This window comes from Halomonas terrestris (assembly GCF_049166755.1).
Taxonomy (GTDB): Bacteria; Pseudomonadota; Gammaproteobacteria; order Pseudomonadales; family Halomonadaceae; genus Halomonas.
In genome coordinates this window covers 1-26,593 of sequence record NZ_JBMHFZ010000021.1, presented here as the reverse complement: position 1 = coordinate 26,593, position 26,593 = coordinate 1, and the positions used below count along the sequence as shown (strand labels likewise).

The following is a 26,593-nucleotide window of genomic DNA, read 5'->3' as shown; positions in this document are numbered from 1 at the left end:
CCGAACACACAAGGCCCCCGGCATCTGGCGATACCGGGGGCCTGTCGCTTCGGGGCGAAAGCCGGGAGGTTACGGCTTCATGTCCTCGAAGAACTTCTTCACGCCGTCGAAGAAGCCGCTCTTCCTGGGCGAGTGATGGGCGCTGTTGCTGCCCCCGAGGCTCTCCTGGAACTGGCGCAACAGCTCCTTCTGCTCCTCGTTGAGCTTGACCGGGGTCTCGACCACCACCCGGCACAGCAGGTCGCCCGGGGGGCCGCCGCGCACCGGCTTGACGCCCTTGCCGCGCAGGCGGAACAGCTTGCCGGTCTGGGTCTCCGGCGGGATCTTCAGCTTGACCCGGCCGTCGAGGGTCGGCACCTCCAGCTCGCCGCCCAGGGCCGCGTCGACGAAGTTGATCGGCACCTCGCACTGCAGGTGGCGACCCTCGCGCTGGAAGATATGGTGCGGCTTGATCGCCACCTGGACGTAGAGGTCGCCGGGCGGCCCGCCGTTGATGCCTGACTCGCCCTCGCCGTTGAGGCGAATGCGGTCGCCGGTGTCCACCCCGGCGGGGATCTTCACCGACAGGGTGCGGGTCTCGCGGGTGCGCCCTTCGCCGTGGCACTTGTGGCACGGCACCTTGATGTGCTGGCCACTGCCGTGACAGGTCGGGCAGGTCTGCTGCACGGCGAAGAAGCCCTGCTGCATGCGTACCTGACCCATGCCGTTGCAGGTCGGGCAGGTCTCCTTGGAGGAGCCCGGCTCGGCGCCGCTGCCGTCGCACCGTTCGCACTCGACATGACGCGGCACGCGGATATCGACGGTGGTACCCGCCACCGCGCTCTCGAGGTCGAGCTCGAGGTTGTAGCGCAGGTCGCTGCCACGGGCCGGGGCATTGGGATTGCGACGCCCGCCGCCGCCACCGAAGATGTCGCCGAACACATCGCCGAAGATGTCACTGAAGCCCCCGGCTCCGGCACCCGCACCACCGAAGCCACCGAAGCCTCCGGCCTGGCCGTCGACACCGGCATGGCCGAACTGGTCGTAGGCGGCACGCTTCTCGCTGTCGGTCAGGACCTCGTAGGCCTCGGAGACCTCGCGGAACTTCTCGGCCGAGGTGTCATCGTCCGGGTTTCGATCGGGGTGATACTTCTGGGCCAGGCGTCGGTAGGCCTTCTTGATCTCTTTCTGGTCGGCCCCGCGCTCAACGCCCAGCACCTCGTAATAGTCTCGTTTGGACATGGGTCTGTCCGCCTCCGTAGCGACACCGCGGAAACACCAACGCGGGAGTCTGGCCCCCGCGCTGGCGTCATCCGTGGATCAGATGCGTGGTTTACTGCTTCTTCTGGTCGTCGTTGACTTCCTCGTACTCGGCGTCGACCACGTCATCTTCCTGCTTGGCGCCAGCTTCACCAGCCTCGCCACCGGCCTGCTCGGCCGCCTCGGCCTGAGCGGCGTACATCTTCTGCGCCAGGTTGCCGGAAGCTTCGGTCAGCTTGTCCAGCTTGGCCTGGATATCGTCCTTGTCGTCGCCCTTGACCGCCTCTTCCAGCTCGGAAGCGGCGCTCTCGATGGCCTGCTTCTCCTCCTCACTGGCCTGGTCGCCGGCCTCCTCGAGGGTCTTGCGGGCGGCGTGGATCATGCCGTCGGCCTGGTTGCGCAGCTGCACCAGCTCCTCGAACTTCTTGTCCTCGTCGGCGTGCGCCTCGGCATCCTGGACCATCTGTTCGATCTCCTCGTCGGAGAGGCCACTGGAAGCCTTGATGACGATGGACTGCTCCTTGCCGGTGGCCTTGTCCTTGGCGGACACGTGCAGGATGCCGTTGGCGTCCAGGTCGAAGGCGACCTCGATCTGCGGCACGCCGCGCGGCGCCGGCGGGATGTCGGCCAGGTCGAAGCGGCCCAGCGACTTGTTGCCGCCCGCCTGCTTGCGCTCGCCCTGCAGCACGTGGATGGTCACGGCCGTCTGGTTGTCATCCGCGGTCGAGAAGGTCTGGGTCTTCTTGGTCGGGATGGTGGTGTTCTTCTCGATCAGCGGGGTCATCACGCCGCCGAGGGTCTCGATGCCGAGCGTCAGCGGGGTGACGTCGAGCAGCAGCACGTCCTTGACGTCGCCGCCCAGCACGCCGCCCTGGATCGCGGCGCCCACGGCCACGGCCTCGTCCGGGTTGACGTCCTTGCGGGCGTCCTTGCCGAAGAAGTCGGCGACCTTCTTCTGCACCATGGGCATGCGGGTCTGGCCGCCGACCAGGATGACGTCGTCGATCTCGGAGGCGGACAGGCCGGCATCGGCCAGCGCGGTCTTGCACGGCCCCAGCGAACGCGCCACCAGCTCTTCCACCAGCGACTCCAGCTTGGCCCGGGTCACCTTGACGTTGAGGTGCTTGGGCCCGGTGTTGTCGGCGGTGATGTAGGGCAGGTTGACGTCGGTCTGCTGGGCGCTGGACAGCTCGATCTTGGCCTTCTCGGCGGCTTCCTTGAGGCGCTGCATGGCCAGGTTGTCGCCGGACAGGTCGATGCCGCTGTCGGCCTTGAACTGGTCGACCAGGTAGTTGATCAGCTTGAGGTCGAAGTCCTCGCCGCCCAGGAAGGTGTCGCCGTTGGTGGCCAGCACCTCGAACTGGGTCTCGCCGTCGACGTCGGCCACCTCGATGATGGAGATATCGAAGGTACCGCCGCCCAGGTCGTAGACCGCGATGGTCTTGTCGCCGCGCGACTTGTCCATGCCGTAGGCCAGGGCCGCCGCGGTGGGCTCGTTGATGATGCGCTTGACCTCGAGACCGGCGATGCGACCGGCATCCTTGGTGGCCTGGCGCTGGCTGTCGTTGAAGTAGGCCGGCACGGTGATGACCGCCTCGGTGACTTCCTCACCCAGGTAGTCCTCCGCGGTCTTCTTCATCTTCTTCAGCACTTCGGCGCTGACCTGCGGCGGTGCCAGCTTCTTGCCCTTCACTTCCACCCAGGCGTCGCCGTTGTCGGCCTCGGTGATGGCGTAGGGCACCATCTTGATGTCCTTCTGGACGACGTCGTCCTTGAAGCGACGGCCGATCAGGCGCTTGATGGCATAGAGGGTGTTCTCGGGGTTGGTGACCGCCTGGCGCTTGGCCGCCTGACCCACCAGGATCTCGCCATCCTCGGTGTAGGCGATGATGGACGGCGTGGTGCGCGCGCCCTCGGCGTTCTCGATCACCTTGGCGCTGTCGCCGTCGAGCACGGCGACGCAGGAGTTGGTGGTCCCCAGGTCAATACCGATGATGCGTCCCATAGGAAATCCTCGAAAGTCGTTGCAGTGTTTCTGAAAGTCGCGTTCTGCGGCCTTCGCCGCGGAGTTGTCGTCTATCTGGGGGCCGCTCGTCGCTTTTCAAGACCCGCCGCCCCCATTTGTTGATCGCCGTCAGCCGGCGGCCTGGCTGACCACCACCATGGCGGGGCGTACCAGGCGGCCATTGAGCAGGTAGCCCTTCTGCATCACCTCCATCACGGTGTTGGGCTCGAGCTCGGGGTTGGGCACCATGGCCATGGCCTCGTGGTACTGCGGGTCGAAGGGTTCGCCATGGGGCTCCACCACCTCGACGCCGAACTTGCCCAACACGTCGTGCTGCATCTTCAGCGTCATCGAGACCCCCTCGCGATGGGCCTCGGTGGCATCCTCGCCCATGGCCTCGAGGGCCTTCTCCAGGCTGTCGACCACCGGCAGCAGCTCCCTGACGAACTTCTCCAGGGCGAACTTGCGCGCCTTCTCGGCCTCCTGCTCGGCACGCCGGCGCACGTTCTGCGCCTCGGCGGCGGCACGCAACGCCTGGTCCTTGGCCTCGGCCACGCTCTGCTCGAGCTCCTCGACGCGGGCCGCCAGCACCTCGGCCTCGGGATTGTCGGAGGTCTCGGCCTCCCGGGCGGCCTGCTCGGCCTCATCGGCCCCCTCGATGGCGGCCTCCAGCTCGCCCTCCTGGGCCTGGGGCTCGGCTTCCTCTTCCTGGCGGGCGAGTTCCTCGTCAAGCGGGGTCTGGGGGTCTTTGGCCATGTGTCTCTCCTGAAATGCCGCTCTTGAATGCTGAGGGGCGGCGTGAGCGCCGCCCGCCTGGGATGTCGAAACATGTTCGCAGTCTGCGGGGATATATGGGGCTGGGTGCGCCGAACTCAAGCCATGGCAGCGACAAGGCATCCATCGAGGGCGACGACGTGCATTGTCGGCCACCCTGGACTACTGTATAAACGCACAATACGTGTACGAATAGACAGTGGTTTCGGAAGGCCCCGGGGAGGCGTCATGCTGACAGAGCTTGCGATTCGCGACTTCGCCATCGTCGATCACCTCGAGCTGGAGCTCGCCACCGGCATGACCGCCATCACCGGCGAGACCGGCGCCGGCAAGTCGATCCTGCTCGGCGCCCTGGGGCTCTGCCTGGGCGAACGCGCCGATGCCGCCAGCGTGCGACACGGCCGCGAGCGCGCCGACCTCTCGGCCCGCTTCGATATCCACCGGCTCCCCGCGGCACGCGCCTGGCTCGAGGCCCGCGAATTGCCGGCGGACGACTGCCTGCTGCGCCGGGTGGTCACCACCGCGGGGCGCTCGAAGGCCTGGATCAACGGCCAGCCGGCCACCGTGGCCGACCTCAGGTCGCTGGGCGAGCAGCTCATCGAGATTCATGGCCAGCACGCCCACCAGGCGCTGCTGCGCGAGGAGACCCACCTGCGGCTGCTCGACGACTTCGCCGGCCAGCGCGAGGCGGTGACCGAGCTCGCCGAGACCTTCAACCACTGGCAGGCTGCCCGCCGCAAGCTCAAGCGCCTGGCCGAGGATGGCGACGAGCAGGCCGCCCGCCGCCAGCTGCTGCGCTACCAGGTCGAGGAACTCGACCAGCTGGCGCTGGCGGAGGACGAGCTCAAGCGCCTGGAGGAGGAGCAGGAGGAGCTCGCCCATGCCGAGGAGCGCCTGCGCGAGGCGCAGTTCGCCACCGAGTGCTGCGACAACGAAGAGGGCGGCGCCGCCACCCTGCTGACCCAGGCGATCAACCGGCTTTCGGCACTGCCGGGCAGCGACCGCGGCAGCCTGTACGAGGCCCTGACCATGCTGGGCGAGGCGCGCATCCAGGTCGAGGAGGCGGCCCGCGAGCTCAACCACTTCGCCAGCACCACCGAACTCGATCCGGAACGGCTGGCCTGGGTGGAGGAGCGGCTCGGCGAGATCCACCGCCTGGCCCGCAAGCACCATGTGATGCCGGAGGAGCTCACCGCGCTGCACCGAACCCTGCAGGTGGAGCTCGAGGGGCTCGAGGGGGACGACCAGGACCTCGAGGCGCTCTCCGGCGAGGTCGACACCTGGCGCGAACGGTGGAAGGAGCAGGCCCGCGCCGTGGGCGAGGCGCGCCGCAAGGCGGCCCGGCGCTTCGGCAAGGCCGTCCAGGAGCAGCTCGCCTTCCTGGCCATGGGCAAGGCACGCTTCGAGGTGGAGGTCGAGACCCGCGACACCCCGGCGGCGGGAGGCCTGGAGGCCGTGCGCTTCCTGATCAGCGCCAACCCGGGCCAGCCGTCGCGGCCGCTGGCCCGGGTCGCCTCGGGCGGCGAGCTGTCGCGCATCAGCCTGGCGATCCAGGTGGTGGCCGCCCGCCACTCGACCGTTCCCTGCCTGGTGTTCGACGAGGTGGACGTGGGGGTCTCGGGCGCCACCGCCGAGATCGTCGGCCAGCTGCTGCGTCGGCTGGGCGAGCAGGGCCAGGTGCTGACCGTGACCCACCTGCCGCAGGTGGCCGCCCAGGCCCACCATCACCTGCATATCGAGAAGCGGGCCAAGCGCGACAATACCCTGACCCGCATGGCACTGCTCGACGAAGCGGGCCGGGTCGGCGAACTGGCCCGCATGCTGGGCGGAATCAACCTCTCCGACCACACCCTGGCCCATGCCCGGGAGATGCTCGACGCCAGCCGGCGCGCCCATCACTGACCCGGCTGGAACCACCCGCCCAGAACGAGCTCGGCCCCGATCGATGATCGGGGCCGAGCTGTGCCTGCGGCCTATGCGGGCTACTTCTTCTGTATGCCTTCCTGGCGGGTCGCCTTGGAGCCCTTGGGACGCACGTAGAGCACCAGCGCATGGTCGACGAGCTCGAAGCCGTGCTCGTCGGCGATCTCCTGCTGGCGACGCTCGATGGTCTCGTCGAAGAACTCGATGATCTCGCCGCTGTCCAGGCAGACCATGTGGTCGTGGTGCTCCTCCTGGGAGAGCTCGAAGACCGCATGACCGCCATCGAAGTTGTGGCGGATCACCAGGCCGGCGGACTCGAACTGGGTCAGCACGCGATAGACGGTGGCCAGGCCCACGTCCTCGCCGGCTTCCAGCAGGGTCTTGTAGACATCCTCGGCACTCAGGTGGTGCTGCTCGGAGGCATTCTCGAGGATCTGCAGGATCTTGACGCGCGGCAGGGTCACCTTCAGACCGGCCTTGCGTAATTCATGGTTCTGGTCGGCCATGGTCGCTCTTCGCAGTATCGGGTAGGGTCGGGTATGATCGACCGAAACCACGATAGTGAAGAACAGGCGCAAATGCAAAAGTTGACAGGAATCGTCACCCTTTCGGCCCTACTGCTGCTGAGCAGTGGCTGCAGCTACTTCGGGGTCTACAAGCGCGACCTGCCCCAGGGCAACCTGGTGACCGCCGACATGGTCGACCAGCTCCAGCCCGGCATGAGTCGCGAGCAGGTCGTCCGCGTGATGGGGCGCCCGCTGCTGGAAGCCCCCTTCGATGCCAACCAGTGGGACTACGTTTTCCGCCTGGACGAGGCGTATGGTGGCGTGGATAGCCGCCGGGTCACCCTGACCTTCTCCGGCGACCGCCTGGCCAACGTCGAGCGCATGGGGGATCTCAGCGGCGACATCGAGCTGCGCCCCGTCGAGGGCATCGGCCCCCAGACCGAGGGAGCCGATCCGCTGGACGCCATGCCGACGCCGGAGCCACAACCCGAGGCCGGAGGCACCCTGCCCCAGGGCGGCGAGCCGGCCGGCGAGCCTCTCGACCTCTGAGCCCCCGTCTCCCCCCCCCGCCGCCGGGTGCATCGGCCCGGGGGTCAGCGCTTGGTGCGGGTGGCACGCCGGGCGCGTGCCTGCTTGGGGTCGATCTCCAGCGGCCGGTAGACCTCGACGCGATCACCGGCCCGCAACACATGGTGCTCGGGATCACGCAGCCGCTTGCCGAAGATCCCCAGGTCCGCCTCGAGGAAGGCCGGCGGGGGCAGCTCGGGGAAGTGCCGCTCGAGCCGTGCCAGCCGCACGGCTGCTCGGGCCGTGGTGGCCTCCGGCACGGCGAGGGTGACGATGCGCTGTCGGTCCGGCAGGGCGAAGGCCACCTCGACCTCGATCTCAGTAGCGGCCATAGATGTCATCGGCACGCCGGGTGAAGGAGTCCACCAGCTGGCCGGCCACCTGCTGGAAGAGCCTGCCGAAGGCCATGCCCAGCAGCCGGCTGGCGAACTCGAACTCCATCTCCAGGCTCACCTTGCAGGCATTCTCCCCCATGGGCATGAACAGCCAGCGACCGCGCAGGCGCTTGAAGGGGCCGCTGACCAGCGACATCTCGATGCGATCGGGCTCGATCAGGTCGTTCCGGGTGGCAATGCTCTGCTCGATGCCGGCCCGCCCCAGGGTCATCTCGCCGATCAGGTGAGAGTCGTCGCGCTCGATCAGCCGCGCACGACGGCAACCGGGCAGGAATTCCGGATAGCGCTCGAAGTCGTTGACCAGATCGAACATCTCCTTGGGGGTGTGCCGCACCATGGCGGATCGATTGACCGTTGGCATTGAGCTCTCCGCTGACTTCACCGTGCCCAGGGCGTATCATGAGCCGTTATTTCGGGCCTTGAATGGTATCACGCTTCCCCCCATGTCGGAGGGGCAGCCGCCATCGGCAGAACACGACACGAGGTTTCATGGCCAACAAGAAAGGCAAGGGCAAGGGGCCCGGCAGCAACGTCATCGCCTTGAACAAGAAGGCGCGCTTCGAGTACCACATCGACGAGACCTTCGAGGCCGGCCTGGTGCTGGCCGGCTGGGAGGTGAAAAGCCTGCGCGCCGGCAAGGCACAGCTGACCGACACCTACATCCTGATCAAGGATGGCGAGGCGTGGCTGCTGGGCAGCCATATCATGCCGCTCAACACCGCCAGCACCCACGAGGTGGCCGACCCCACCCGTACCCGCAAGCTGCTGCTGCATCGCAAGGAGATCGCCAGGATCTTCTCGCGCACCCAGGACAAGGGGCACACCTGCGTGCCGCTCAAGCTCTACTGGAAGGGCAACCGGGTGAAGTGCGAACTGGCACTGGTGACCGGCAAGAAGCTGCACGACAAGCGGGCCACCGAGAAGGACCGCGACTGGCAGCGGCAGAAAGGTCGCATCATGCGGGAACAAAACAAGGCCTGAGGTGTCACAGAACTGCACATCCTGATAGGATGGGCGTTATGGGGGCGACATGGCTTCGACGCTGGTGACAACCCCTGCGGTGCATGCCGAGAGCGTGATGTATCTCGTAAATCCAACATCACGACTAAATAGTCGCAAACGACGACAACTACGCTCAGGGCGCGCTGGCAGCATAAACGCTGTTAGCTTCTAGCCCGGCCCCGAAGCGATGTGCCCATTCATCGCGGAGGGGATATGAGCCAAGACTGATGGGATCGCGAGCGGTGGCGTCCTCACGCCGATCGTTAAAACTCTGAGGAATCGCGTTGCTGGATCCTGCCCGTCGGAGCCAGTAGCGTTAAAGCAAAAGACGGACCTAAGCATGTAGAGCCAATGGGCGAGTGCCGGCGGACGCGGGTTCGATCCCCGCCGCCTCCACCAATCAAGCAAGCGAATCAAGCACCTACGGGTGCTTTTTTCGTTTGTGCCCTCGACACTTCGTCAATGGGTGGAACCTCTGCCACTTCTCCCTCCCGATCCGTCCTGTCGCATGACCTGGCCGTCAAGCCTACCGGCATGCAGCGCCTGCAGCGCGCCCACCTGCACAGGGGCACCGCTACAGGCGACGAACCCGAAATAGTCCCTCTCCGGTTCAGAAACCTCTCGCGCCTTCGTTATCCCTTGATCTACGCCAATAAATGATAAGGATTCGCATTATCATCGAGTCCGGTCGTGCTCCCGGATCCGGGACGGGCACGGCCTCCCCCAGATGCCGCGGCCACATCGGCGACGGCACGACGAACGCACGAGGTGACACCATGACTCCAGAGGTCCTAGAAGAGGAAAGATCCCTCCGCAGCACACCCGCCCCCCTGGCGACGGATCAGCTGTTCAATGCCCGTCATGCCGAGGCCTACTGGCAACAGGCGACCCGCTGCCTCGACCTGGTACGGCGCAAGGTGGCCGGCGTGGACCGCCCCTTCAGCGGGGCCCGTCCCGAGGAGCTCAGGGGGCACTTCGCGACCATCGACCTGGACACCCCCCTCGGCGAGCTGCGTCCCGCCCTGGAGGAACTGGAGCGGGTCTACCTGGACGACGCCGTCTACTTCCACCACCCCCGCTACGTGGCACACCTCAACTGCCCCATCGTGCTGCCCGGCATCCTCGCCGAGGCGATCCTCTCGCCGATCAACTCCTCGCTGGACACCTTCGACCAGAGCGCCGGCGGCACCTTCATCGAGCAGTCGCTGATCGACTGGACGGCGAACCGCATCGGCCTGGGCCGGGACGCCGATGGGGTCTTCACCAGCGGCGGCACCCAATCGAACCTGATGGCGCTGATGATCGCCCGGGACCACCACGGGGCCTCCCTCGCGGATCACGGCGGCAACAAGTACGAGGGCCTGCCCGCGGACTACCGTCGGCTGCGCATCCTCGGCTCGCAGGTCAGCCACTTCAGCCTGCAGAAATCGGCGGCGATCCTCGGGCTCGGCTACCAGGCGGTGATGCCGGTGGCCTGCGACGACCGCTACCGCATGGACCCGGCGGCCCTCAAGGTGCGCCTGGAGGAGTGCCTGGCGATGGACCTGATCCCCATCGCCGTGGTGGCCACCGCCGGCACCACCGACTTCGGCAGCATCGACCCCCTCGAGGAGATCGCCGCCCTGTGCCGCGAGCACGGCATCTGGCTGCACGTGGACGCCGCCTACGGCGGGGGCCTGCTGTGCTCTCCGCGCTATCGCCACCGCCTGGCCGGCATCGAGCATGCCGATTCGGTGACCGTCGACTACCACAAGACCTTCTTCCAGCCGGTGAGCTGCAGCGCCTTCCTGGTGCGGCGGCGCAGCGACCTGCGCCACGTCACCTATCACGCCGACTACCTCAACCCGCTGTGCCAGGCCGAGGCCGGCACCCCGGACCAGGTCAACAAGAGCCTGCAGACCACCAAGCGCTTCGACGCCCTCAAGCTGTGGCTGACCCTGCGCATCATGGGCGCCGATGCCCTGGGCGAGCTGTTCGAGCGGGTCATCGACCTGGCCGGCGAGGCCCACGCCGAGCTGGCCCGCCGCCCCGACTTCGAGGTGCTGCTCGATCCGCCCATGAGCACCCTGGTGTTCCGCTACCGCCCCGCGGGCCTGGACGACACCGAGCTCGACGACCTCAACGCCCACGTGCGCGCAGCGCTGTCACGCAGCGGCGAGGCGGTGATCGCCGCCACCCGGGTCGACGGGAAGCGTTACCTCAAGTTCACCCTGCTCAACCCGGACACCCGGCTCGAGGATCTCACCGCCATCGTCGAGCGCATCGTCCACCACGGCCGCGACTGGTGTGAAGCCCAGGCCCCGTCCCGTGCCGCCGCTTCCTGACACTGACGAGATCCCATCATGCAACAGACAGTGCACGACTTCATCGCCATCGGACTGGGCCCGTTCAACCTGGGCCTGGCCTGCCTGACCGACCCCATAGAGACGCTCGACGGCCTCTTCCTCGAGCGCCGCGACGGCTTCGACTGGCACCCCGGCATGCTGCTGGAGGACGCCACCCTGCAGACCCCCTTCATGTCGGACCTGGTCACCATGGCCGACCCCACCAGCCGCTTCAGCGTGCTCAACTACCTGAAGCAGCAGGGCCGGCTCTACAACTTCTACATCCGCGAGAACTTCTTCCTGCTGCGCAACGAGTACAACCGCTACTGCCAGTGGGCGGCCTCCCAGCTCGACACCATCCGCTTCGGCACCGAGGTGACCCGGGTGGAGCACGACGCGGCCGCAGGTGTCTACCGGGTGAACTGCCGCGACACCCAAAGCGGCGAGGCCCGGGTCCACCTGAGCCGGCACCTGGTGCTCGGCACCGGCACCAGCCCCTACCTGCCGGAGGGCTGCCGCGACCTGGACCCGCGCCCGCTGCACTCCAGCGAGTACCTCGAGCACAAGGCCGAGCTGCAGCGCCAGGCGGCCATCACCCTGATCGGCAGCGGCCAGAGTGCGGCGGAGATCTACCACGACCTGCTCGCCGACATCGACCGCTTCGGCTATCGCCTCGACTGGATCACCCGCTCGCCGCGCTTCTTCCCCCTGGAGTACGGCAAGCTGACCCTGGAGATGACCTCGCCGGACTACATCGACTACTTCCACGCCCTGCCGGAGGCCACCCGCAACGCGCTGATGCAGCGCCAGAAGAGCCTCTACAAGGGCATCGACCTGGCGCTCATCGACGCCATCTACGAGCTGCGCTACGCCAAGGAGCTCAGCGGCGAGGTGCGCTCCGAGCTGCTCACCAATACCCGCCTCGAGACCTGCCGCCATGACGCCGAGCGCGGCGAGTACGACCTGACCCTGTGGCACACCGAGCAGCAGCGCCACTTCCGCCATCGCACCCCGGCGCTGATCATGGCCACCGGCTACCGCTACCACATGCCGGACTTCCTGGCGCCCATCACCTCGCGCATCGCCTTCGATGACGCCGGACGCTTCGCCGTGGGCCGCTTCTACGACATCGACGGCGGGCGCGGCGAGCTCTTCGTGCAGAACGCCGAGCTGCACACCCACAGCCTGGTGGCGCCGGACCTCGGCATGGGGCCCTACCGCAACGCCTGCATCATCCGCGCCCTGACCGGCAAGGAGGTCTACCCCATCGAGGAGCGCATCGCCTACCAGCGCTTCGGCGCGCCCAGCGAGGCCGTCTTCGAACCCATGGACGCGGAGCCCGCATGAGCCCGACTCCCTGGCTGGTGGCCGTGACCGCCGTGGCGGTGGTCAGCGACGCCATGCTGCTGCCCTTCTACCCGCAGTTCTTCGCCGAGCGCTTCGGCGTGGCCGATCCGTCCCATGTCGGCGGCTACCTGGCCATGAGCTGCCTGGTGGTGATGCTGGCGCTGCCCGTCTGGGCGCGCCTGGCGCGCCGGCTCGGCACCCTGCGGCTGCTGATCGCCACCCAGCTGGTGGCCGGCGGCCTGAGCCTGTCCTGCGCGGTGATCACCTCGCTGCCGTGGTTCTGGGGCCTGTCGCTGGCCATGCTGGTGGCCAAGGCCAGCTACCTGCTGGTCTATCCCTACCTGATGCACTTCGCGCCCCGGGACCGCCACGCCTCCCTGATCGGCTTGCTCTCGGTGGTGGTGCATGCCGGCGGCATCCTCGGCGCCGTGATCGGCGGCCTGGTACTGGAGCACTGGCAGGCGGCCCAGGTGTTCCGGGTGATGGCGGTCAGCGACGCCCTCCAGGTGGCGGTCTGCCTGCTGCTGCTCCGGCGCGGCCGGGCGCCCCATGCCGCCCCCGCCACCCCGCCGGCCCCGGGCACCAGCGGCGCCATCCTGCGCCTGGGCCTGGTGATGCTGCTGTTCACCTTCAGCGCCACCCTGGCCCGGCCCTTCTTCGCCCAGTACTGGGCACTGGCCTCGGGCCTGCCCGGCGAGGTGCTGGCCGGGGCGGTCTTCGCCATTCCCGGCGGGGTGGCCGTGGCCCTGCTGGCCCTAGACCTGCTGGGCCGCCGCCCCGGTGGCGAGGCCATCGTCCTGCCCCTGGCCATCGGCCTCACCGGCCTGCTGCTGCAGGCCAGCGGCGAGATCGCCGCCATCCTGGCCGGCCGGGTGCTGTTCGGCTGGGCGCTGTTCCGCGTCACCGTGCGCCTGGAGGTGCGCCTCTTCCAGTTGAGCACCCCGGCGCGCTACGCCAGCGACTTCAGCAAGATCCACGTCTTCCAGGGGCTCGGCGTGCTCGTCGCCTCCTGGGGCGCCGGCCGCCTGGTCGACGCCCAGGGCCTGGCCAGCCCCTTCCTCGTCGCCGCGCTGGGCTTCGCCCTCTGCGCCCTGGCCCATCGCCTGCTGCTCGCCCGGGCCGAGGCGACCCCGGCGCGGCCTAACGAACCCGTTTCTGCAAGGACCTGACCATGAAGCTCTTCCAACCGACCCCGACCACCCGCCTCACCTATTCCCGCCACGCCCAGGGGCTGGGCACCTTCAGCCTGCGCCCGCTGCAGCTTCCCGAGGACCTGGCGCGGATCCACGCCTGGGTCAGCGCGCCCCGGGCCCGTTTCTGGGGCATGCAGGGGCACTCCCCCGAGCGGGTCCAGGCCTTCTACCGCAACCTCCAGGAGAGCGAGCACGCCCAGGGCTACCTGGGGCTCTTCGACGGCGAGCCGGCCTTCCTGGTGGAGTGCTACGACCCGCGCCACGATCCCATCGGCGCGCACTATGACGTGGCCGAGGGCGACCGCGGCATGCACTTCCTGGTGGCCCCGGCCGAGACGCCGCTGCCCGGCTTCAGCGCCCAGGTGATCACCACCATCCTGGCCTTCATGTTCGAGGATGCCGAGACGCGGCGGGTGGTGGTGGAGCCGGACGTCGACAACCGCAAGATCCATCCGCTCAACCGCCGGGTCGGCTTCGTCTACGACCGCGAGGTCGAGCTCCCCGAGAAGACCGCCCACCTGGCCTTCTGCGACCGGGCGGCCTTCGCCTCGGCGGTGAGCGCCGGGAACCCGCGCCTGGACCCGGCCCTGGCCGCCGACCCGGCCCGCGCCGCCGCCCACCTGACCCCCGCGCTCTGGGCCCGGGCCAACCGCTGGCTGATCCGCAAGGCCATCGCCGAGTTCACCCATGAGAAGCTGCTGGCCCCCGAGGCCCTGAATGTCGAAACGACGGCCGTCGATGCGGACGACCACGGCGACTACCGCCTGGCCGCCCCGGACGAGGCGGCCGAGTACCGCTTCCGCGCCCGCCGCCTGGCCCTGGATCACTGGGTCATCGACCTCGACTCGCTGGAGAAGCGCGTCGACGGCGCCCCGGCCGAGCTCGACGCCCAGCGCTTCATCCTCGAGTTCCGCCGGCCCCTGGGCATCGGCGACGCGATGCTGCCGGTCTACCTGGAGGAGGTCGCCAGCACCCTGTTCGGCGGCGCCTACAAGCTCGCCGGCACCCGCCCCGACGCCGACGGCCTGGTCGACGCCGACTTCCAGACCCTGGAGGCCGCCATGACCGAGGGCCACCCGGTGTTCGTGGCCAACAACGGCCGCATGGGCTTCGACGCCGTGGACTACCACGCCTATGCCCCGGAGGCCGCCGCCCCCATCACCCTGGTGTGGCTGGCCGTGCACCGCGAGGACGCCCACTTCAGCGCCATCGAGGGCCTGGACTACGCGGCCCTGCTGCGCGACGAGCTGGGCGAGGCGACCCTCGACGACTTCCACCGCCGGCTCGAGGCCCACGGCCTCGACCCCGCGGACTACCTGCTGATGCCCGCCCATCCCTGGCAGTGGTTCCACAAGCTGGCCATCACCTTCGCCGCCGAGGTGGCCCGGGGCCGCATCATCTGCCTGGGCTACGGCTTCGATCAGTACCGCGCCCAGCAGTCGATCCGCACCTGGTTCAACGTCAGCCAGCCGAGCCGGCGCTACGTGAAGACGGCCCTGTCGATCCTCAACATGGGCTTCATGCGCGGCCTCTCGCCCCACTACATGCGTGCCACCCCGGCCATCAACGACTGGATCAAGCGACTGGTCGACAATGATCCGGAGCTTGCCGCCCGGGGCTTCACGGTGCTGCGCGAGGAGGCCGCCATCGGCTTTCGCCGCGATGCCATCGAGCCGGCCTTCGACCGCTACAGCGCCTACAAGAAGATGCTGGCCTGCCTGTGGCGGGAGAGCCCGGTGCGCTACCAGCAGGACGGCCAGCGGCTGATGACCATGGCCGCCCTGCTCCACGTCGACGCCGACGAGCGCGCCCTGCTGCCGCGGCTGATCCAGGCCTCGGGGCTCGCCACCCACGACTGGCTGGACCGCTACCTGCGGGTCTACTTCCGCCCGCTGCTGCACTGCTTCTACGCCTACGACCTGGTGTTCATGCCCCACGGCGAGAACCTGATCCTGCAGCTCGAGGACGGGGTGCCGGTGCGCGCCATCATGAAGGACATCGCCGAGGAGATCGGCATCATGAACACCGAGGTGGAATTGCCCGAAGCCATCTCGCGCATCGCCGTCGAGGTGCCCGAACCGCTCAAGGTGCTGTCGATCTTCACCGACGTCTTCGACTGCTTCCTGCGCTTCATGGCACCGCTCCTCGTCGAACAGGGCGACATCACCGAGGGCGAGTTCTGGGAGCGGGTGGCCCGCTGCGTCATCGACTACCAGCAGGACCATCCCGAGTTCGCCGAGAAGTTCGCCCGCCACGACCTCTTCGCCCCGGAGTTCACCCGCTCCTGCCTGAACCGGCTGCAGCTCAACGATCATCAGCAGATGATCGACCTGGCGGACCCGGCGAAGAACCTCCAGTTCGCCGGTACCCTGGTCAACCCCATCGCCGCCTATCGGCCGATCCCGGTCGCGGCCAGGACGAGCGACAACGCCCTGGCCTGACGTCGCGCCACTGGCCAGGCGCTGTTCGGGCGGCGCCTGGCCATCTTTAATTGATAATAAGACTCATTATCATAATAATGGGGCGCTCCGGTTCCCAGGACGGAGCTCGCATGACGGCCCACCCCGATCTCGATGCCCTCTTCCAGCGTCACGCCACGGACCTCGCTGGCTACCTGCGGCGCCAGCTGCAGTGTCCCCACCTGGCCGAGGATCTCTGCCAGGAGATCTTCCTGCGCCTCGGCCAGCACCCCGAGCCCGGAGGGCTCGAGGCGCCCCGGGCCTACCTGTTCCGCATGGCCCGCAACCTGGTGATCGATCATCACCGACGCTGTCGCTCGCGCCCCGCCAGTCAGCCCCTCGACACCCCCGGCCTGTGCCTGGTCTGCCCGCGCCCCTGCCCGGAAGAGGAGGCCGAGCGCCACCTCTGCCTGATGCGCCTGCGCGAAACCATGGATACCCTGCCCACCCGCCTGAGGCAGGCCCTGACCTGGCACCGTCTCGAGGGGCTGACCCAGGCGGAGATCGGCCGCCGACTGGGCGTCTCCGAACGCATGGCCGGCCGCTATGTCGCCCAGGCCCTGGCGCGGTGCCGCGACCGGCTGGCCAGGGAGAGGGGTCGAGGCTCCATTTGATAATGATTACCATTTTACTTATCATCCGACCCCCGACACCCTCGGCGGAGCCACCATGACCCAAGCGCTGTCGACACTCTATATCGGCCCCCTGGAGGGCCTGACGCCGCCCCGAGTCTCGCCGGAACCCGGCCCTGACGCCGTGCCCGCATGCACGCTGCTGGACCCGACCTACCTGGTCGACCTGTTCGAGCGGTTCGGCGCCCGGTACGGTCGCAGGGTCGATCGCCGGGCGGTGGCTTCGCTATGGTCCAAGTGGCACTTCAGCGCTCTCGCGGCCCATGGCCTGGCGGCCAACCTGCTGCTCGAGCGCGACCTGCCGCTGGGGCTGGACGACCTGCACCTGGCGCAGTCCCCGGAGGGCCAGACCACCGGCCTCGACCTGCGCCATGCCGGCCGCCCGCTGGCCGATCTCGGCGCCCTGTCACGCTTCGCGACCCTGCTCGACCACCACCTGTCGCCGCTGGTCGAGGCGCTGGCCTCGGCCACCGGGGCCTCGCCCAGGGTGTTCTGGAGCAACGCCGGCAACTACTTCGAGCACTTTGCCGGCGCCATCCGCGAGCATCCCATGGCCGTGCCGGACGTCGGCGAGCCCGCTCGGGCACTGATGGAGAGCCGTACCCTGCCCGACGGCCGACGCAACCCCCTCTACCGCCCGGTGCGCTATGTCGAGTCCAGCGAGCCAGGCGCCCCCGCCCGTATCCGCCGTCTGTGCTGTATCCGCTACCTGATCGGCGAGCTGGGCGTCTGCGGCAACTGCCCCCTGGCATGCCGGCGCAACGCCAGGACGACGAAGGTAGCCGGATGAACCCGCCCGACCCTGCGATACGCCAGCACACGCCCCGGGACCTGCAGGCCTATGGCCGGCGCTACGGCCTCGACTATCGGGTGCCGGATCTCTCGCCCCAGGCCGAGGTACCGGTGGTCAGCGGGGTGGTGCGCGAATTCTCGCCGCGACCCGGCATGCAGCTGGTCACCTCCGACGTGGAGGTCATCCACCGCTACGACTCGCGCTCCCGCGCGTCCTCACCGTTGTCGATCATCGTCCTGCTGGAGGGGCGGGCCGAGGTGGCCCTGGACGACGAGCGTCCACTCACTCTCATGCCCGGCATGGCGCTGAGCGTGCGGCTCGAGCCCCGGCGGGGACTGGTCGCCAGCCAGCCGGCCGGCCAGCGCCTGCGTGCCCTGACCCTGAGCCTCGACGAGAATTGCCTGGCCCGCCTGGGGATGAGGTCGCCGGCCCCGGGAGGCGCCGGCTGTCATCCCTGGCGACTGCCCGTCCCCTTGCGCCAGTGCCTCGAGCAGACCCTGGACGCCCCGCTGCCCGGGGAGGCCCTGCGCCTTGTCCTCGAGGGACTGAGCCTGCAACTGCTGGCCCACGGCGGTCGGTTCGCTGCCCCGCCATCGGGGACGCTCCCCAGGCTGCCCCCCCAGGAACGCCTGCGCCTGGAACGGGTCCGCGACGCCCTGCACGACGACCCGGCCGGTGACCATCGCCTGGCGACCCTGGCCGAGCTTGCCGCCATGAGTCCCGCCAGCCTGAGGCGCAAGTTCCGGGCGGCCTACGGCCGTTCCGTGTTCGACTACCTGCGCGAGAGCCGGCTGAGCCTGGCCCACGACTACCTGAGGCGCGGCTACAGCGTCCAGCAGGCCGCACACTTCTCGGGCTATCGCCACGCCAGCAACTTCGCCACCGCCTTCCGGCGTCACTTCGGCTACCCGCCGAGCTCCCTGGCACCGGCAAGCTGAGCGCCCGGCATAGACGGGTGAGCATCGCGGATACCTCACTCGGGCCCCTGATCGTAATAATTCTCATTCGTGACATGACTTCCCATCCGCAGGAAACCACTATGCCGACTCCACGCTCCCTGACGCTGGCGGTGTCGCTCGTTGCCGCCGGTGCCTCGCTCACCGCCCAGGCCCAGCAGACCGATCAGCTCTCGACCCTGACCGTCACCGGCCAGGCCGCCACCAAGACCGCGACGCCCTTCAACGAGACCCCGCAGTCGGTCTCGGTCGTCGAGAACGAGGAGTGGGAGGCCCGGGGCGCCGAGACCGTGCAGCGCGCCGCCGACTATACCCCCGGCGTCTTCACCAACCAGATCGGCGCCTCCAACCGCTACGACTACCTGGTGCTGCGCGGCTTCGCCGACGGCAGCATCAACAACACCTTTCTCGACGGCCTCAAGGTGATGAGCGACGGCGGCTCCTTCAGCTCCCTGGTGATCGATCCCTGGTTCCTGGAGCGCCTCGAGGTGGTCAAGGGGCCCGCCTCGGTGCTCTATGGCCGCGCCTCCCCGGGGGGGCTGGTGGCTCAGACCAGTCACCGCCCGGCGTTCGAGCCCGGCGGCGAGGTGCGCCTCGGCGTCGGCAACAACGCCCAGCGCAGCGCCGCCTTCGACCTCACCGGTCCGCTGGACGCCGAGCGCCGACTGGCCTTCCGCCTCACCGGCCTGACCCGCGCCGCCGATACCCAGTTCGGCCCGGTGGAGGAGGAGCGCTATGCCATCGCCCCCCAGCTCACCTGGGACATCACCGACGCCACCAGCCTCACCCTGCACGCCTACCTGCACAAGGATCCGGAGGGCGGCTACCACGCCGGTCTGCCCTTCGAGGGCACGGTGGTGGATCGTAACGGCCGACGCATCTCCAATAATTTCTTCGAGGGCGAGGAAGCCTTCGAGACGTTCGAGCGCGACCAGACCATGGTCGGCTACGAGTTCGAGCATCGCTTCAGCGACGCCCTGAGCGCCCGCCAGCGGCTGCGCTACACGGAATCCGACGTCGAGCTCGAGCAGGTCTACGCCTACGGCTGGGCCTCCGCCACCGAGCTCAACCGCTACTTCTCCGGCGGCGAAGAGTCCCTCGACGCCCTGACCGTGGACAACCAGCTGGAGGCACGCCTGGCCACCGGCGGCGTGGACCACACCCTGCTGCTGGGCCTGGACTACCAGCAGCGCGACAACGAGGTACTCTGGACCTCGGGCATGTTCCCGCCCATCGACGCCTTCGATCCCCGGTACGGCGCCGAACCCAGCATGATGTTCCCGGAGGTCCGCCAGCACCGCGAGCTGGAGCAGACCGGCCTCTACCTCCAGGATCAGCTGGCCTTCGGCAACTGGCGGGCCAACCTGGGCCTGCGCCACGACTGGGTGGATATCACCAACACCGACCCGGTGAGCGGTGCCGAAAGCGTGCTGGATGACACCCAGGTCAGCGGCCGCGCCGGCCTGCTCTATGCGTTCGACAACGGCCTGGCCCCCTACGCCACCTACTCCACCTCCTTCAGCCCCAACAGCACCACCGACCAGAACGGCGACCTGCTGGCGCCCACCGAGGGCGAACAGGTCGAGCTGGGCCTGAAGTACCAGCCGCCGGGCACCCGTGACCGCTACAACCTCGCCCTGTTCGATATCACCCAGGAGAACGTCTCCTCCAAGCTGCCCAACGAGAACTTCCATCGCGCCACCGGCGAGATCCAGTCCCGGGGAGTCGAGCTGGAGGCGCATAGCCAGCTGACCGAGGCCCTCTCGGTGCAGGCCGCCTACAGCTACACCGACGTGACCCTGGAGAAGACCGGTGACGCCAACCAGGGCAACCACGACAACCAGGTGCCGCGCCACCAGCTCGCGGCCTGGGGCAACTACGCCTTCCAGTCCGGCGCCCTGGCCGGCCTGGATGCGGGGCTCGGCGTGCGCTACCACGCCGATATCCACGCCGACGACGCCAACTCCGAGAGGGTGCCGGACTACACCCTGGTCGACGCTACCCTGGGCTATGACCTGGAGCGCCTGGGCCTGGACGGCATGACCGCGCGTCTCAATGTCAGCAACCTGCTCGACGAGGAGTACGTGGCCTCCTGCTACGACCTGAACTTCTGCTACTTCGGCGCCGAGCGCAGCGTCAAGGCCACGGTCAGCTACGCGTTCTGATCCCCGCCCGCCTCGCCTGCCTGTCGGCCTGCGGCAGGCGCGTGAGGCGGGCTCACCCCCTCCCCGACTTGCGTGGCAGCCTTGACGCGAAAACCACTTGATACCAGCCTCAGGGGACGCCATTATCAGCGCCCACTCGCCTCCTCCTGTCGGGGGGCCGGGCGAGGCCAAGACACTTCCACTTTCCCCGATCTGGATTCGAACCCCCATGAGCAAAGTCCTGATTATCGGCGCGGGTGGCGTCGGCGGCGTCGTCACCCACAAGTGCGCCCAGCACCCCGAAGTCTTCAGCGATATCCTGCTGGCCAGCCGCAACCAGGAGAAGTGCCGCGCCATCGCCGCCCAGCTGGACCGCCCCATCCAGACGGCCCAGGTGGATGCCGATGACGTCGAGGCGCTGGTCGCGCTGATCGAGTCGTTCCAGCCGGACGTGCTGATCCACGTGGCGCTGCCCTATCAGGACCTGACCATCATGGAGGCGTGCCTGCGTACCGGCGTGCCCTACCTGGACACCGCCAACTACGAGCATCCCGACGAGGCGAAGTTCGAGTACAAGGAGCAGTGGGCCTTCCAGGAGCGCTACGCCGAGGCGGGTAACATGGCCACCCTGGGCTGCGGCTTCGACCCGGGCATGACCAACATCTACTGCGCCTACGGCCAGAAGAACCTGTTCGACGAGATCCACCGCATCGACATCCTGGATGCCAACGGCGGCGACCACGGCTACCCGTTCGCCACCAACTTCAATCCCGAGATCAACATCCGCGAGATCACCGCCAACGGCCGCTACTGGGAAGAGGGCGAGTGGAAGGAAACCGCGCCGCTGGCCGAGAAGCGCACCTTCGACTTCGACGGCATCGGCGAGAAGGACCTCTACCTGCTCTACCACGAGGAGCTCGAGTCCCTCAGCCGGAACATCAAGGGCCTGAAGCGCATCCGCTTCTGGATGACCTTCTCCGAGAAGTACATCACCCACCTGAAGGTGCTGGAAAACGTCGGCATGACCAGCATCGAGCCGATCGAGTTCGAGGGTCGCCAGATCACCCCGCTGCAGTTCCTCAAGGCGATCCTGCCCGACCCTGCATCGCTGGGCCCGCGCACCAAGGGCAAGACCAACATCGGCGTGATCCTCGACGGCATCAAGGACGGCAAGCGGCGCAAGGTGTACATCTACAACATCTGCGACCACGAGAAGTGCTACGAGGAGGTGAAGTCCCAGGCCATCTCCTACACCACCGGCGTGCCCGCGGTGACCGGCGCCATGCTGATGCTCGAGGGCCTCTGGAAGGGCGAGGGCGTGTTCAACGTCGAACAGCTCGACCCCGACCCCTTCATGGCGCGCATCGGCGACATGGGCCTGCCCTGGCAGATGGTCGAGCTCGACCCCGACGCCGACCCGCTGGCCTGATCGCACGACATGGGAACCACGGCTTATCCCTTTGACGTGCAGGCCTGCCCGTCACCTGCCTATGTGGTGGACGACGCCCTGCTGCGCCGCAACCTGGAACTGCTCGGCGAGGTCCAGGCGCGCAGCGGTGCCCGCATCCTGCTGGCCCTGAAGGGCTTCGCCATGTGGGACACCTTCCCGCTGGTGAGTCAGTATCTGGTAGGGACGACCTCCAGCGGCCAGGACGAGGCGCGGCTGGGGGCGGAGACCTTCGGCGGCGAGGTGCACGTCTACTCGCCGGCCTTCACCGAGGAGGAGATGGCCGTGGTCCTGCGCTACGCGGACCACCTCAGCTTCAACTCCCCGGGCCAGTGGCGGCGCTTCCGCGATACCGTCGCGGCGGCGCCCCGGCGGGTCTCCTGCGGCATGCGGGTCAATCCGGAGCACTCCACCGGCGCGGTGCCGCTCTATGACCCCTGCGCCCCGGGCTCGCGGCTGGGCACCCGCGCGGTGGACCTGGAGGACGCCGATCTCGAGGGCCTCGAGGGGCTGCACTTCCACACCCTGTGCGAGCAGAACAGCGATGCCCTCGAACACACCCTGGAAGCCTTCGAGGCGAAGTTCGGCCACTACCTCGCCGGCATGAAGTGGATGAACCTCGGCGGCGGCCACCATATCACCCGCGCCGACTACGACGTCGAGCGGCTGGTGCGCGTGATCCGCGAGTTCAAGGCGCGCCATCCGCACCTCACGGTCTACCTGGAGCCCGGCGAGGCGATCGCCCTGAACACCGGCTATCTGGTGTGCACGGTGCTGGACATCGTCGACAACGGCGGCCCCATCGCCATCCTCGACACCTCGGCCACGGCGCACATGCCGGACGTGCTGGAGATGCCCTACCGACCGGAGATCATCGGCGCGGGCGAACCGGGCGAGAAGGCCCACAGCTATCGGCTGGGCGGCCTGACCTGCCTGGCCGGCGACGTGGTGGGCGAATACTCCTTCGACGCGCCGCTGGCCATCGGCGACCGCCTGGTGTTCACCGACATGGCCCACTACACCATGGTCAAGACCACCACCTTCAACGGCATCCGCCTGCCGTCGATCTGCCGCATCGACGAGGCGAGCCGCCAGGTGCGCACGGTCAGGACCTTCGGCTACGTGGACTACATGCAGCGCCTGAGCTGAGCTCGAGGCGCGAGGACGAGGGAAGCACCTGCGGATGCTTCTTTCGTTCCTGGGCCACTCATTTTCCCTCTCCCACCATTCCCCCTTTTCCCTGGCCCGGATTTGCCGCATGGTGCCCATAGCAACCTCGACAGACAGGGAGAGCCAGGGATGACCACGGTCTACAAGTTCGGCGGCGCCTCGATCAAGGACGCCGCGGCCATCCGCCATCTGGGCGAGCTGCTGGCAAGCGTCAGGACGCGACCGCTGGTGGTCGTGGTCTCGGCCATGGGCAAGACCACCAATGCCCTGGAGGCGCTGCTCGCCGCCGCGCGCAGCGACGACGAGGCGGACTACCGCAGCCGACTCGACGAGCTGCGCCGCGCCCACCTCGCCACCGTCGACGCCCTCTTCGGCGACCGGGCGGCCCGCGTCGCCGAACGGGTCGCGGCGTTGTTCGAGGAGCTCGACCGGCGGCATCGGGCACATTGGCGGGAGCCGCGCCCCTTCCACTACGACCAGACGATCTGCTTCGGCGAACTGCTTTCCACCACCATCGTGAGTGCCTGGCTCGACGAGATCGGCACCGCCACCGACTGGCAGGATGCCCGTGAGCTGATCGTCACCGACGCCTGCCACCAGGCCGCCAATATCGACTGGGAGGCCACCGGCAGGAAGATCCGGGCGCTCCCGAGGGATGGCGACCGGCTACTGCTGACCCAGGGCTTCATCGGCGGCACCCCCGAGGGGGTCTCGACCACCCTGGGCCGGGAGGGCTCGGACTTCAGCGCGGCGATCTTCGCCCACTGCCTCGAGGCCAAGGAGCTGGTGATCTGGAAGGACGTGCCGGGGCTCTTCAACGCCGATCCACGGCGCTTCGACAATGCGGTACAGCTCGCGCAGATCTCCTACGACGAGGCCATCGAGCTGGCCTGGCACGGCGCCAAGGTGATCCACCCCAAGACCCTGGCCCCGCTGCGACAGCAGGGTATCCCGCTGACGGTACGCTCCTTCGAGGCGCTCGATGCCCCGCCCAGCACCATCTCCGCCGAGGGGGCGAGTGCCGCCGCGCCGGCCTTCATCCTCGCCGAGGAGCAGGTGCTGCTCGAGGTCTCGCCTCGGGACTTCTCCTTCATGGACGAGGCCCGCCAGCACGACATCCTCGGCCGCCTCGTCGAGGCCGGCGCGCACGCCAACCTGGTCGACAGCGGCGCCATGCGCCTGTCGCTCTGCCTCGACTCGCACCCGGCGCGCCTCGAGCCGCTGGTCGAGGCGCTGGCCGCCGACTATGCCCTCGAGCGCCACGACGACCTGACGCTGCTCACCGTGCGCCACCCCAGCGAGCCCCTGCTCGAGGCGCTCGGCGGGGGCCGCGAGATCCTCGCCGAACGGCGCAACCGTGACACCGCGCAGCGGCTGTTTCGCAGCAGTGAGTGCCCCGGGACCTGGCATATCCCGAGGTGAGACTCACCCCAGCGCCTTGACCACCAGCTGCACGCCGACGATGGCCATGGCCAGGATCACCAGGCGGTAGAAGAGCACCTCGCTGACCCGGTGCTGCAGCCACAGGCCGCTCTTCACCCCGGCCCAGGCCACCGGCACCAGCACCAGCGACGCCCAGGCGCTGGTCAGGTTGATCTCGCCGAGCCACAGGTAGGGCGGCAGCTTGATCAGGTTGACCGCGGCGAAGGCGATGGCGCTGGTGGCGATGAAGGTCTCCTTGGAGAGCCGGCGCGGGATCAGGTAGAGGTTGAGTGGCGGTGCCCCGGCATGGGCCAGGAAACTGGTGAAGCCGCAGCCGGTGCCGGCCGGAAGCGCCCAGAACGAGGCAATGGGCCGGCCTGCCGCCGGGCGCAGCAGCATATAGGCGGCGAATAGCAGGGAGAGCACGCCGAGCAGCAGGCGCACCCCGTCCTCGTCGAGGGTGCCGGCCAGCAGGGTACCGATCACCACGCCGACCACCAGCCCCGGCACCAGGCGGCGCACCTCGGCCCCGTCATCCCGCCCCCACCAGGCCTTCACCGTGAAGGCGTCCATCACCAGCAGCAGCGGCAACAGCAGGCCGGCGGCCTCGATGGGCCCGATGGCCAGCGCCATCAGCGGCACCGAGAGGGTCCCGAAGCCCCCGGCAAAGCCGCCCTTGGAGACGCCGGTGAGGTAGGTGGAAGTCACGATGAGGCTCCAGGCGAGCCAGGAGTAGTCGGGCAGCATGACGCGTCCTTGCGGAAGAGGTGATCGGAGCGGCACTCGGGACAGGCAGGCCCGGAACGCACGAACGCCGGGGCGGTTGCCCGCCCCGGCGTTCAATCATACCACCTGCGATCACCGCATCAGGCCGCATCTCGCTTGGCGTCGCTCGCGGCCTGCATGGCAAGCGCCGTATCGAGCATGCGGTTGGAGAAGCCCCACTCGTTGTCGTACCAGGCCATCACCTTGACCAGGCGACCATTCACCCGGGTGTGGTTGGCATCGAAGGTGGAGGAGTGGGCGTCGTGGTTGAAGTCGATGGAGACCAGCGGCTGGGCGTTGACCGCCAGCACGGGCGACGCCTCGGCCGCCTTGGCGACGATGGCGTTGATCTCCTCCCTGGTGGTGTCGCGACCGGCGGTAAAGACCAGGTCGACCAGTGAGACGTTGATCACCGGCACGCGCACCGCCAGGCCGTCGAACCTGCCCTCGAGCTCCGGCAGCACCAGCCCCACCGCGGCGGCGGCGCCGGTCTTGGTGGGGATCATGGAATGGGTGGCACTGCGCGCCCGGTAGGGATCCTTGTGGTAGACGTCGGAGAGGTTCTGGTCGTTGGTGTAGGCGTGGACCGTGGTCATCAGGCCGTTCTCGATGCCCACCGCCTCATGCAGCGCCTGGGCCACCGGGGCCAGGCAGTTGGTGGTGCAGGAAGCGTTGGAGACCACCTTGTGTTCGGGGCGGAGCACACCCTCGTTGACCCCATAGACCACGGTGGCATCGGCATCGGGGCTCGGCGCGGAGATCAGCACGCGCTCGGCGCCGGCGGCCAGATGCTTCGCCGCCGCCTCGCGCCGGGTGAACAGGCCGGTGCACTCCATCACCAGGTCGACATCCAGCGCCTGCCAGGGCAGGGCGGCGGGATCACGCTCGGAGAGAATCGCGATACGGTCGCCATCCACCCCCAGGCTCTCCTCGTCGTGTTCCACGGTGAAGGGAAAGTGGCCGTGTACGGTGTCGTGGCGCAGCAGATGGGCGTTGAGAGCGGGATCGCCCAGGTCGTTGATGGCGACCACCTGCACCCGGTTGCGGTAACCGTTCTCGTACAGGGCGCGAAGCACGTTGCGGCCGATGCGGCCGAAGCCGTTGATGGCGATCTTGAGCGTCATGGCGTCTTCCTCTCGCTCCAGTGGCGTCGGATGGGTCGTGGTTGAGCCGATTGGTGGAGGCATCCAGGCTTGGCGACCGGCGTCGATCTCGTCCCTGCGTGACGGCCTGCGGCTCATCTTCCACTCAATGTGGACCAGCCGACGAAAAGTCTCAAGCGTTTTTTAGTAACTTTACAACATAATGTTCTTCCCCTCCCGACGCGCCCCATCGCCTCAATAGCGGCCATGATCAACCATTGCACTGCGATGCGCCGGTTCTTCCGGAGCATGCCGTCATCGTAGCCCGGCTGGCCAGGCCGCCTTTATGTAGTAAACTTACCATAAAAGCGCTATCGTGACCCGACAACAACACTACCCACCGGAGGAGCCCGACATGTCGAGCACACCGCTGCACGATCCCATCCGC

At 68.1% G+C, this 26,593-nt stretch carries 22 protein-coding genes and 1 other RNA gene; 15 read left to right on the top strand and 8 right to left on the bottom strand.

Annotation, left to right across the window (positions count from 1 at the left end; translation table 11 throughout):
* Nucleotides 1-69: 69 nt before the first annotated feature.
* The 3 genes from dnaJ to grpE form a co-directional block, all read right to left on the bottom strand.
* Nucleotides 70-1,221 carry a molecular chaperone DnaJ gene (gene dnaJ / locus ACOMD9_RS17130; protein WP_421417197.1) on the bottom strand — a complete coding sequence of 384 codons (1,152 nt, stop codon included), beginning with the start codon at nt 1,219-1,221 and terminating at the stop codon, nt 70-72.
* 91 nt (nt 1,222-1,312) lie between these two features.
* On the bottom strand, nt 1,313-3,244 hold the full coding sequence (gene dnaK / locus ACOMD9_RS17125; RefSeq protein ID WP_421417196.1) for a molecular chaperone DnaK: 1,932 nt from the start codon (nt 3,242-3,244) through the stop codon (nt 1,313-1,315).
* Nucleotides 3,245-3,373: 129 nt separating this feature from the next.
* Nucleotides 3,374-4,000, bottom strand: a complete 627-nt coding sequence (gene grpE / locus ACOMD9_RS17120) for a nucleotide exchange factor GrpE (RefSeq protein ID WP_421417195.1) — start codon at nt 3,998-4,000, stop codon at nt 3,374-3,376.
* A 246-nt stretch (nt 4,001-4,246) separates the two neighbouring features.
* Here grpE and recN point away from each other — a divergent pair, with 246 nt between their 5' ends.
* Entirely contained in the window at nt 4,247-5,920 is a 1,674-nt protein-coding gene (recN, locus tag ACOMD9_RS17115) for a DNA repair protein RecN (RefSeq protein ID WP_421417194.1), read from the top strand.
* A gap of 80 nt (nt 5,921-6,000) precedes the next feature.
* Here the strand turns inward: recN and fur are convergent, their stop codons facing one another.
* Nucleotides 6,001-6,447 (bottom strand): ferric iron uptake transcriptional regulator, encoded by a 447-nt coding sequence (gene fur, locus ACOMD9_RS17110; RefSeq protein WP_421417193.1) that lies wholly within the window; start codon nt 6,445-6,447, stop codon nt 6,001-6,003.
* A gap of 72 nt (nt 6,448-6,519) precedes the next feature.
* Here fur and ACOMD9_RS17105 point away from each other — a divergent pair, with 72 nt between their 5' ends.
* Nucleotides 6,520-6,996, top strand: coding sequence for an outer membrane protein assembly factor BamE (locus ACOMD9_RS17105; protein WP_421417192.1), 477 nt, complete (start codon nt 6,520-6,522; stop codon nt 6,994-6,996).
* A 44-nt stretch (nt 6,997-7,040) separates the two neighbouring features.
* Here ACOMD9_RS17105 and ACOMD9_RS17100 read toward each other — a convergent pair whose 3' ends face one another.
* Both ACOMD9_RS17100 and ACOMD9_RS17095 read right to left on the bottom strand, forming a co-directional pair.
* A complete protein-coding gene (locus ACOMD9_RS17100; protein ID WP_421417191.1) occupies nt 7,041-7,346 on the bottom strand; it encodes an RnfH family protein in 306 nt (101 codons plus the stop codon).
* Nucleotides 7,333-7,770 (bottom strand): type II toxin-antitoxin system RatA family toxin, encoded by a 438-nt coding sequence (locus tag ACOMD9_RS17095; protein WP_421417190.1) that lies wholly within the window; start codon nt 7,768-7,770, stop codon nt 7,333-7,335. Before ACOMD9_RS17095 ends, ACOMD9_RS17100 begins: the two co-directional genes overlap by 14 nt.
* Before the next feature lie 128 nt (nt 7,771-7,898).
* Between ACOMD9_RS17095 and smpB the strand changes: the two genes are divergently transcribed.
* The 13 genes from smpB (at nt 7,899) to ACOMD9_RS17030 (ending at nt 24,298) form a co-directional block, all read left to right on the top strand.
* Nucleotides 7,899-8,390, top strand: coding sequence for an SsrA-binding protein SmpB (gene smpB, locus ACOMD9_RS17090; RefSeq protein WP_421417189.1), 492 nt, complete (start codon nt 7,899-7,901; stop codon nt 8,388-8,390).
* Between the two features lie 40 nt (nt 8,391-8,430).
* Nucleotides 8,431-8,810, top strand: a transfer-messenger RNA (tmRNA) gene (ssrA, locus tag ACOMD9_RS17085).
* A 377-nt stretch (nt 8,811-9,187) separates the two neighbouring features.
* The gene (locus tag ACOMD9_RS17080; RefSeq protein WP_421417188.1) at nt 9,188-10,735 is read left to right on the top strand and encodes a pyridoxal phosphate-dependent decarboxylase family protein; all 1,548 of its coding nucleotides are present in this window, start codon (nt 9,188-9,190) and stop codon (nt 10,733-10,735) included.
* 18 nt (nt 10,736-10,753) lie between these two features.
* A complete protein-coding gene (locus tag ACOMD9_RS17075; protein WP_421417187.1) occupies nt 10,754-12,082 on the top strand; it encodes a lysine N(6)-hydroxylase/L-ornithine N(5)-oxygenase family protein in 1,329 nt (442 codons plus the stop codon).
* The gene (locus ACOMD9_RS17070; RefSeq protein ID WP_421417186.1) at nt 12,079-13,251 is read left to right on the top strand and encodes an MFS transporter; all 1,173 of its coding nucleotides are present in this window, start codon (nt 12,079-12,081) and stop codon (nt 13,249-13,251) included. The genes ACOMD9_RS17075 and ACOMD9_RS17070 overlap by 4 nt, the downstream gene beginning before the upstream one ends.
* A 2-nt stretch (nt 13,252-13,253) precedes the next feature.
* Nucleotides 13,254-15,716: a GNAT family N-acetyltransferase gene (locus tag ACOMD9_RS17065; RefSeq protein WP_421417185.1), complete on the top strand. Its 2,463-nt coding sequence runs from the start codon at nt 13,254-13,256 to the stop codon at nt 15,714-15,716.
* 110 nt (nt 15,717-15,826) lie between these two features.
* Nucleotides 15,827-16,348 (top strand): RNA polymerase sigma factor, encoded by a 522-nt coding sequence (locus tag ACOMD9_RS17060; protein WP_421417184.1) that lies wholly within the window; start codon nt 15,827-15,829, stop codon nt 16,346-16,348.
* A 55-nt stretch (nt 16,349-16,403) separates the two neighbouring features.
* Nucleotides 16,404-17,156, top strand: coding sequence for a siderophore-iron reductase FhuF (gene fhuF / locus ACOMD9_RS17055; RefSeq protein WP_421417183.1), 753 nt, complete (start codon nt 16,404-16,406; stop codon nt 17,154-17,156).
* Complete coding sequence (locus tag ACOMD9_RS17050) at nt 17,153-18,097, top strand: helix-turn-helix transcriptional regulator (protein ID WP_421417182.1); 945 nt, start codon at nt 17,153-17,155, stop codon at nt 18,095-18,097. The genes fhuF and ACOMD9_RS17050 overlap by 4 nt, the downstream gene beginning before the upstream one ends.
* A gap of 101 nt (nt 18,098-18,198) precedes the next feature.
* Nucleotides 18,199-20,280 carry a TonB-dependent siderophore receptor gene (locus ACOMD9_RS17045; RefSeq protein WP_421417181.1) on the top strand — a complete coding sequence of 694 codons (2,082 nt, stop codon included), beginning with the start codon at nt 18,199-18,201 and terminating at the stop codon, nt 20,278-20,280.
* A 208-nt stretch (nt 20,281-20,488) separates the two neighbouring features.
* A complete protein-coding gene (locus tag ACOMD9_RS17040; protein WP_421417180.1) occupies nt 20,489-21,688 on the top strand; it encodes a saccharopine dehydrogenase family protein in 1,200 nt (399 codons plus the stop codon).
* A 9-nt stretch (nt 21,689-21,697) separates the two neighbouring features.
* Entirely contained in the window at nt 21,698-22,855 is a 1,158-nt protein-coding gene (gene nspC, locus ACOMD9_RS17035) for a carboxynorspermidine decarboxylase (protein WP_421417179.1), read from the top strand.
* A 150-nt stretch (nt 22,856-23,005) separates the two neighbouring features.
* On the top strand, nt 23,006-24,298 hold the full coding sequence (locus ACOMD9_RS17030) for an aspartate kinase (protein WP_421417178.1): 1,293 nt from the start codon (nt 23,006-23,008) through the stop codon (nt 24,296-24,298).
* 3 nt (nt 24,299-24,301) lie between these two features.
* Here ACOMD9_RS17030 and ACOMD9_RS17025 read toward each other — a convergent pair whose 3' ends face one another.
* Complete coding sequence (locus ACOMD9_RS17025) at nt 24,302-25,045, bottom strand: sulfite exporter TauE/SafE family protein (RefSeq protein ID WP_421417177.1); 744 nt, start codon at nt 25,043-25,045, stop codon at nt 24,302-24,304.
* A 119-nt stretch (nt 25,046-25,164) separates the two neighbouring features.
* Nucleotides 25,165-26,187, bottom strand: a complete 1,023-nt coding sequence (gene gap / locus ACOMD9_RS17020) for a type I glyceraldehyde-3-phosphate dehydrogenase (protein ID WP_421417175.1) — start codon at nt 26,185-26,187, stop codon at nt 25,165-25,167.
* Between the last annotated feature and the right edge of the window lie 406 nt (nt 26,188-26,593).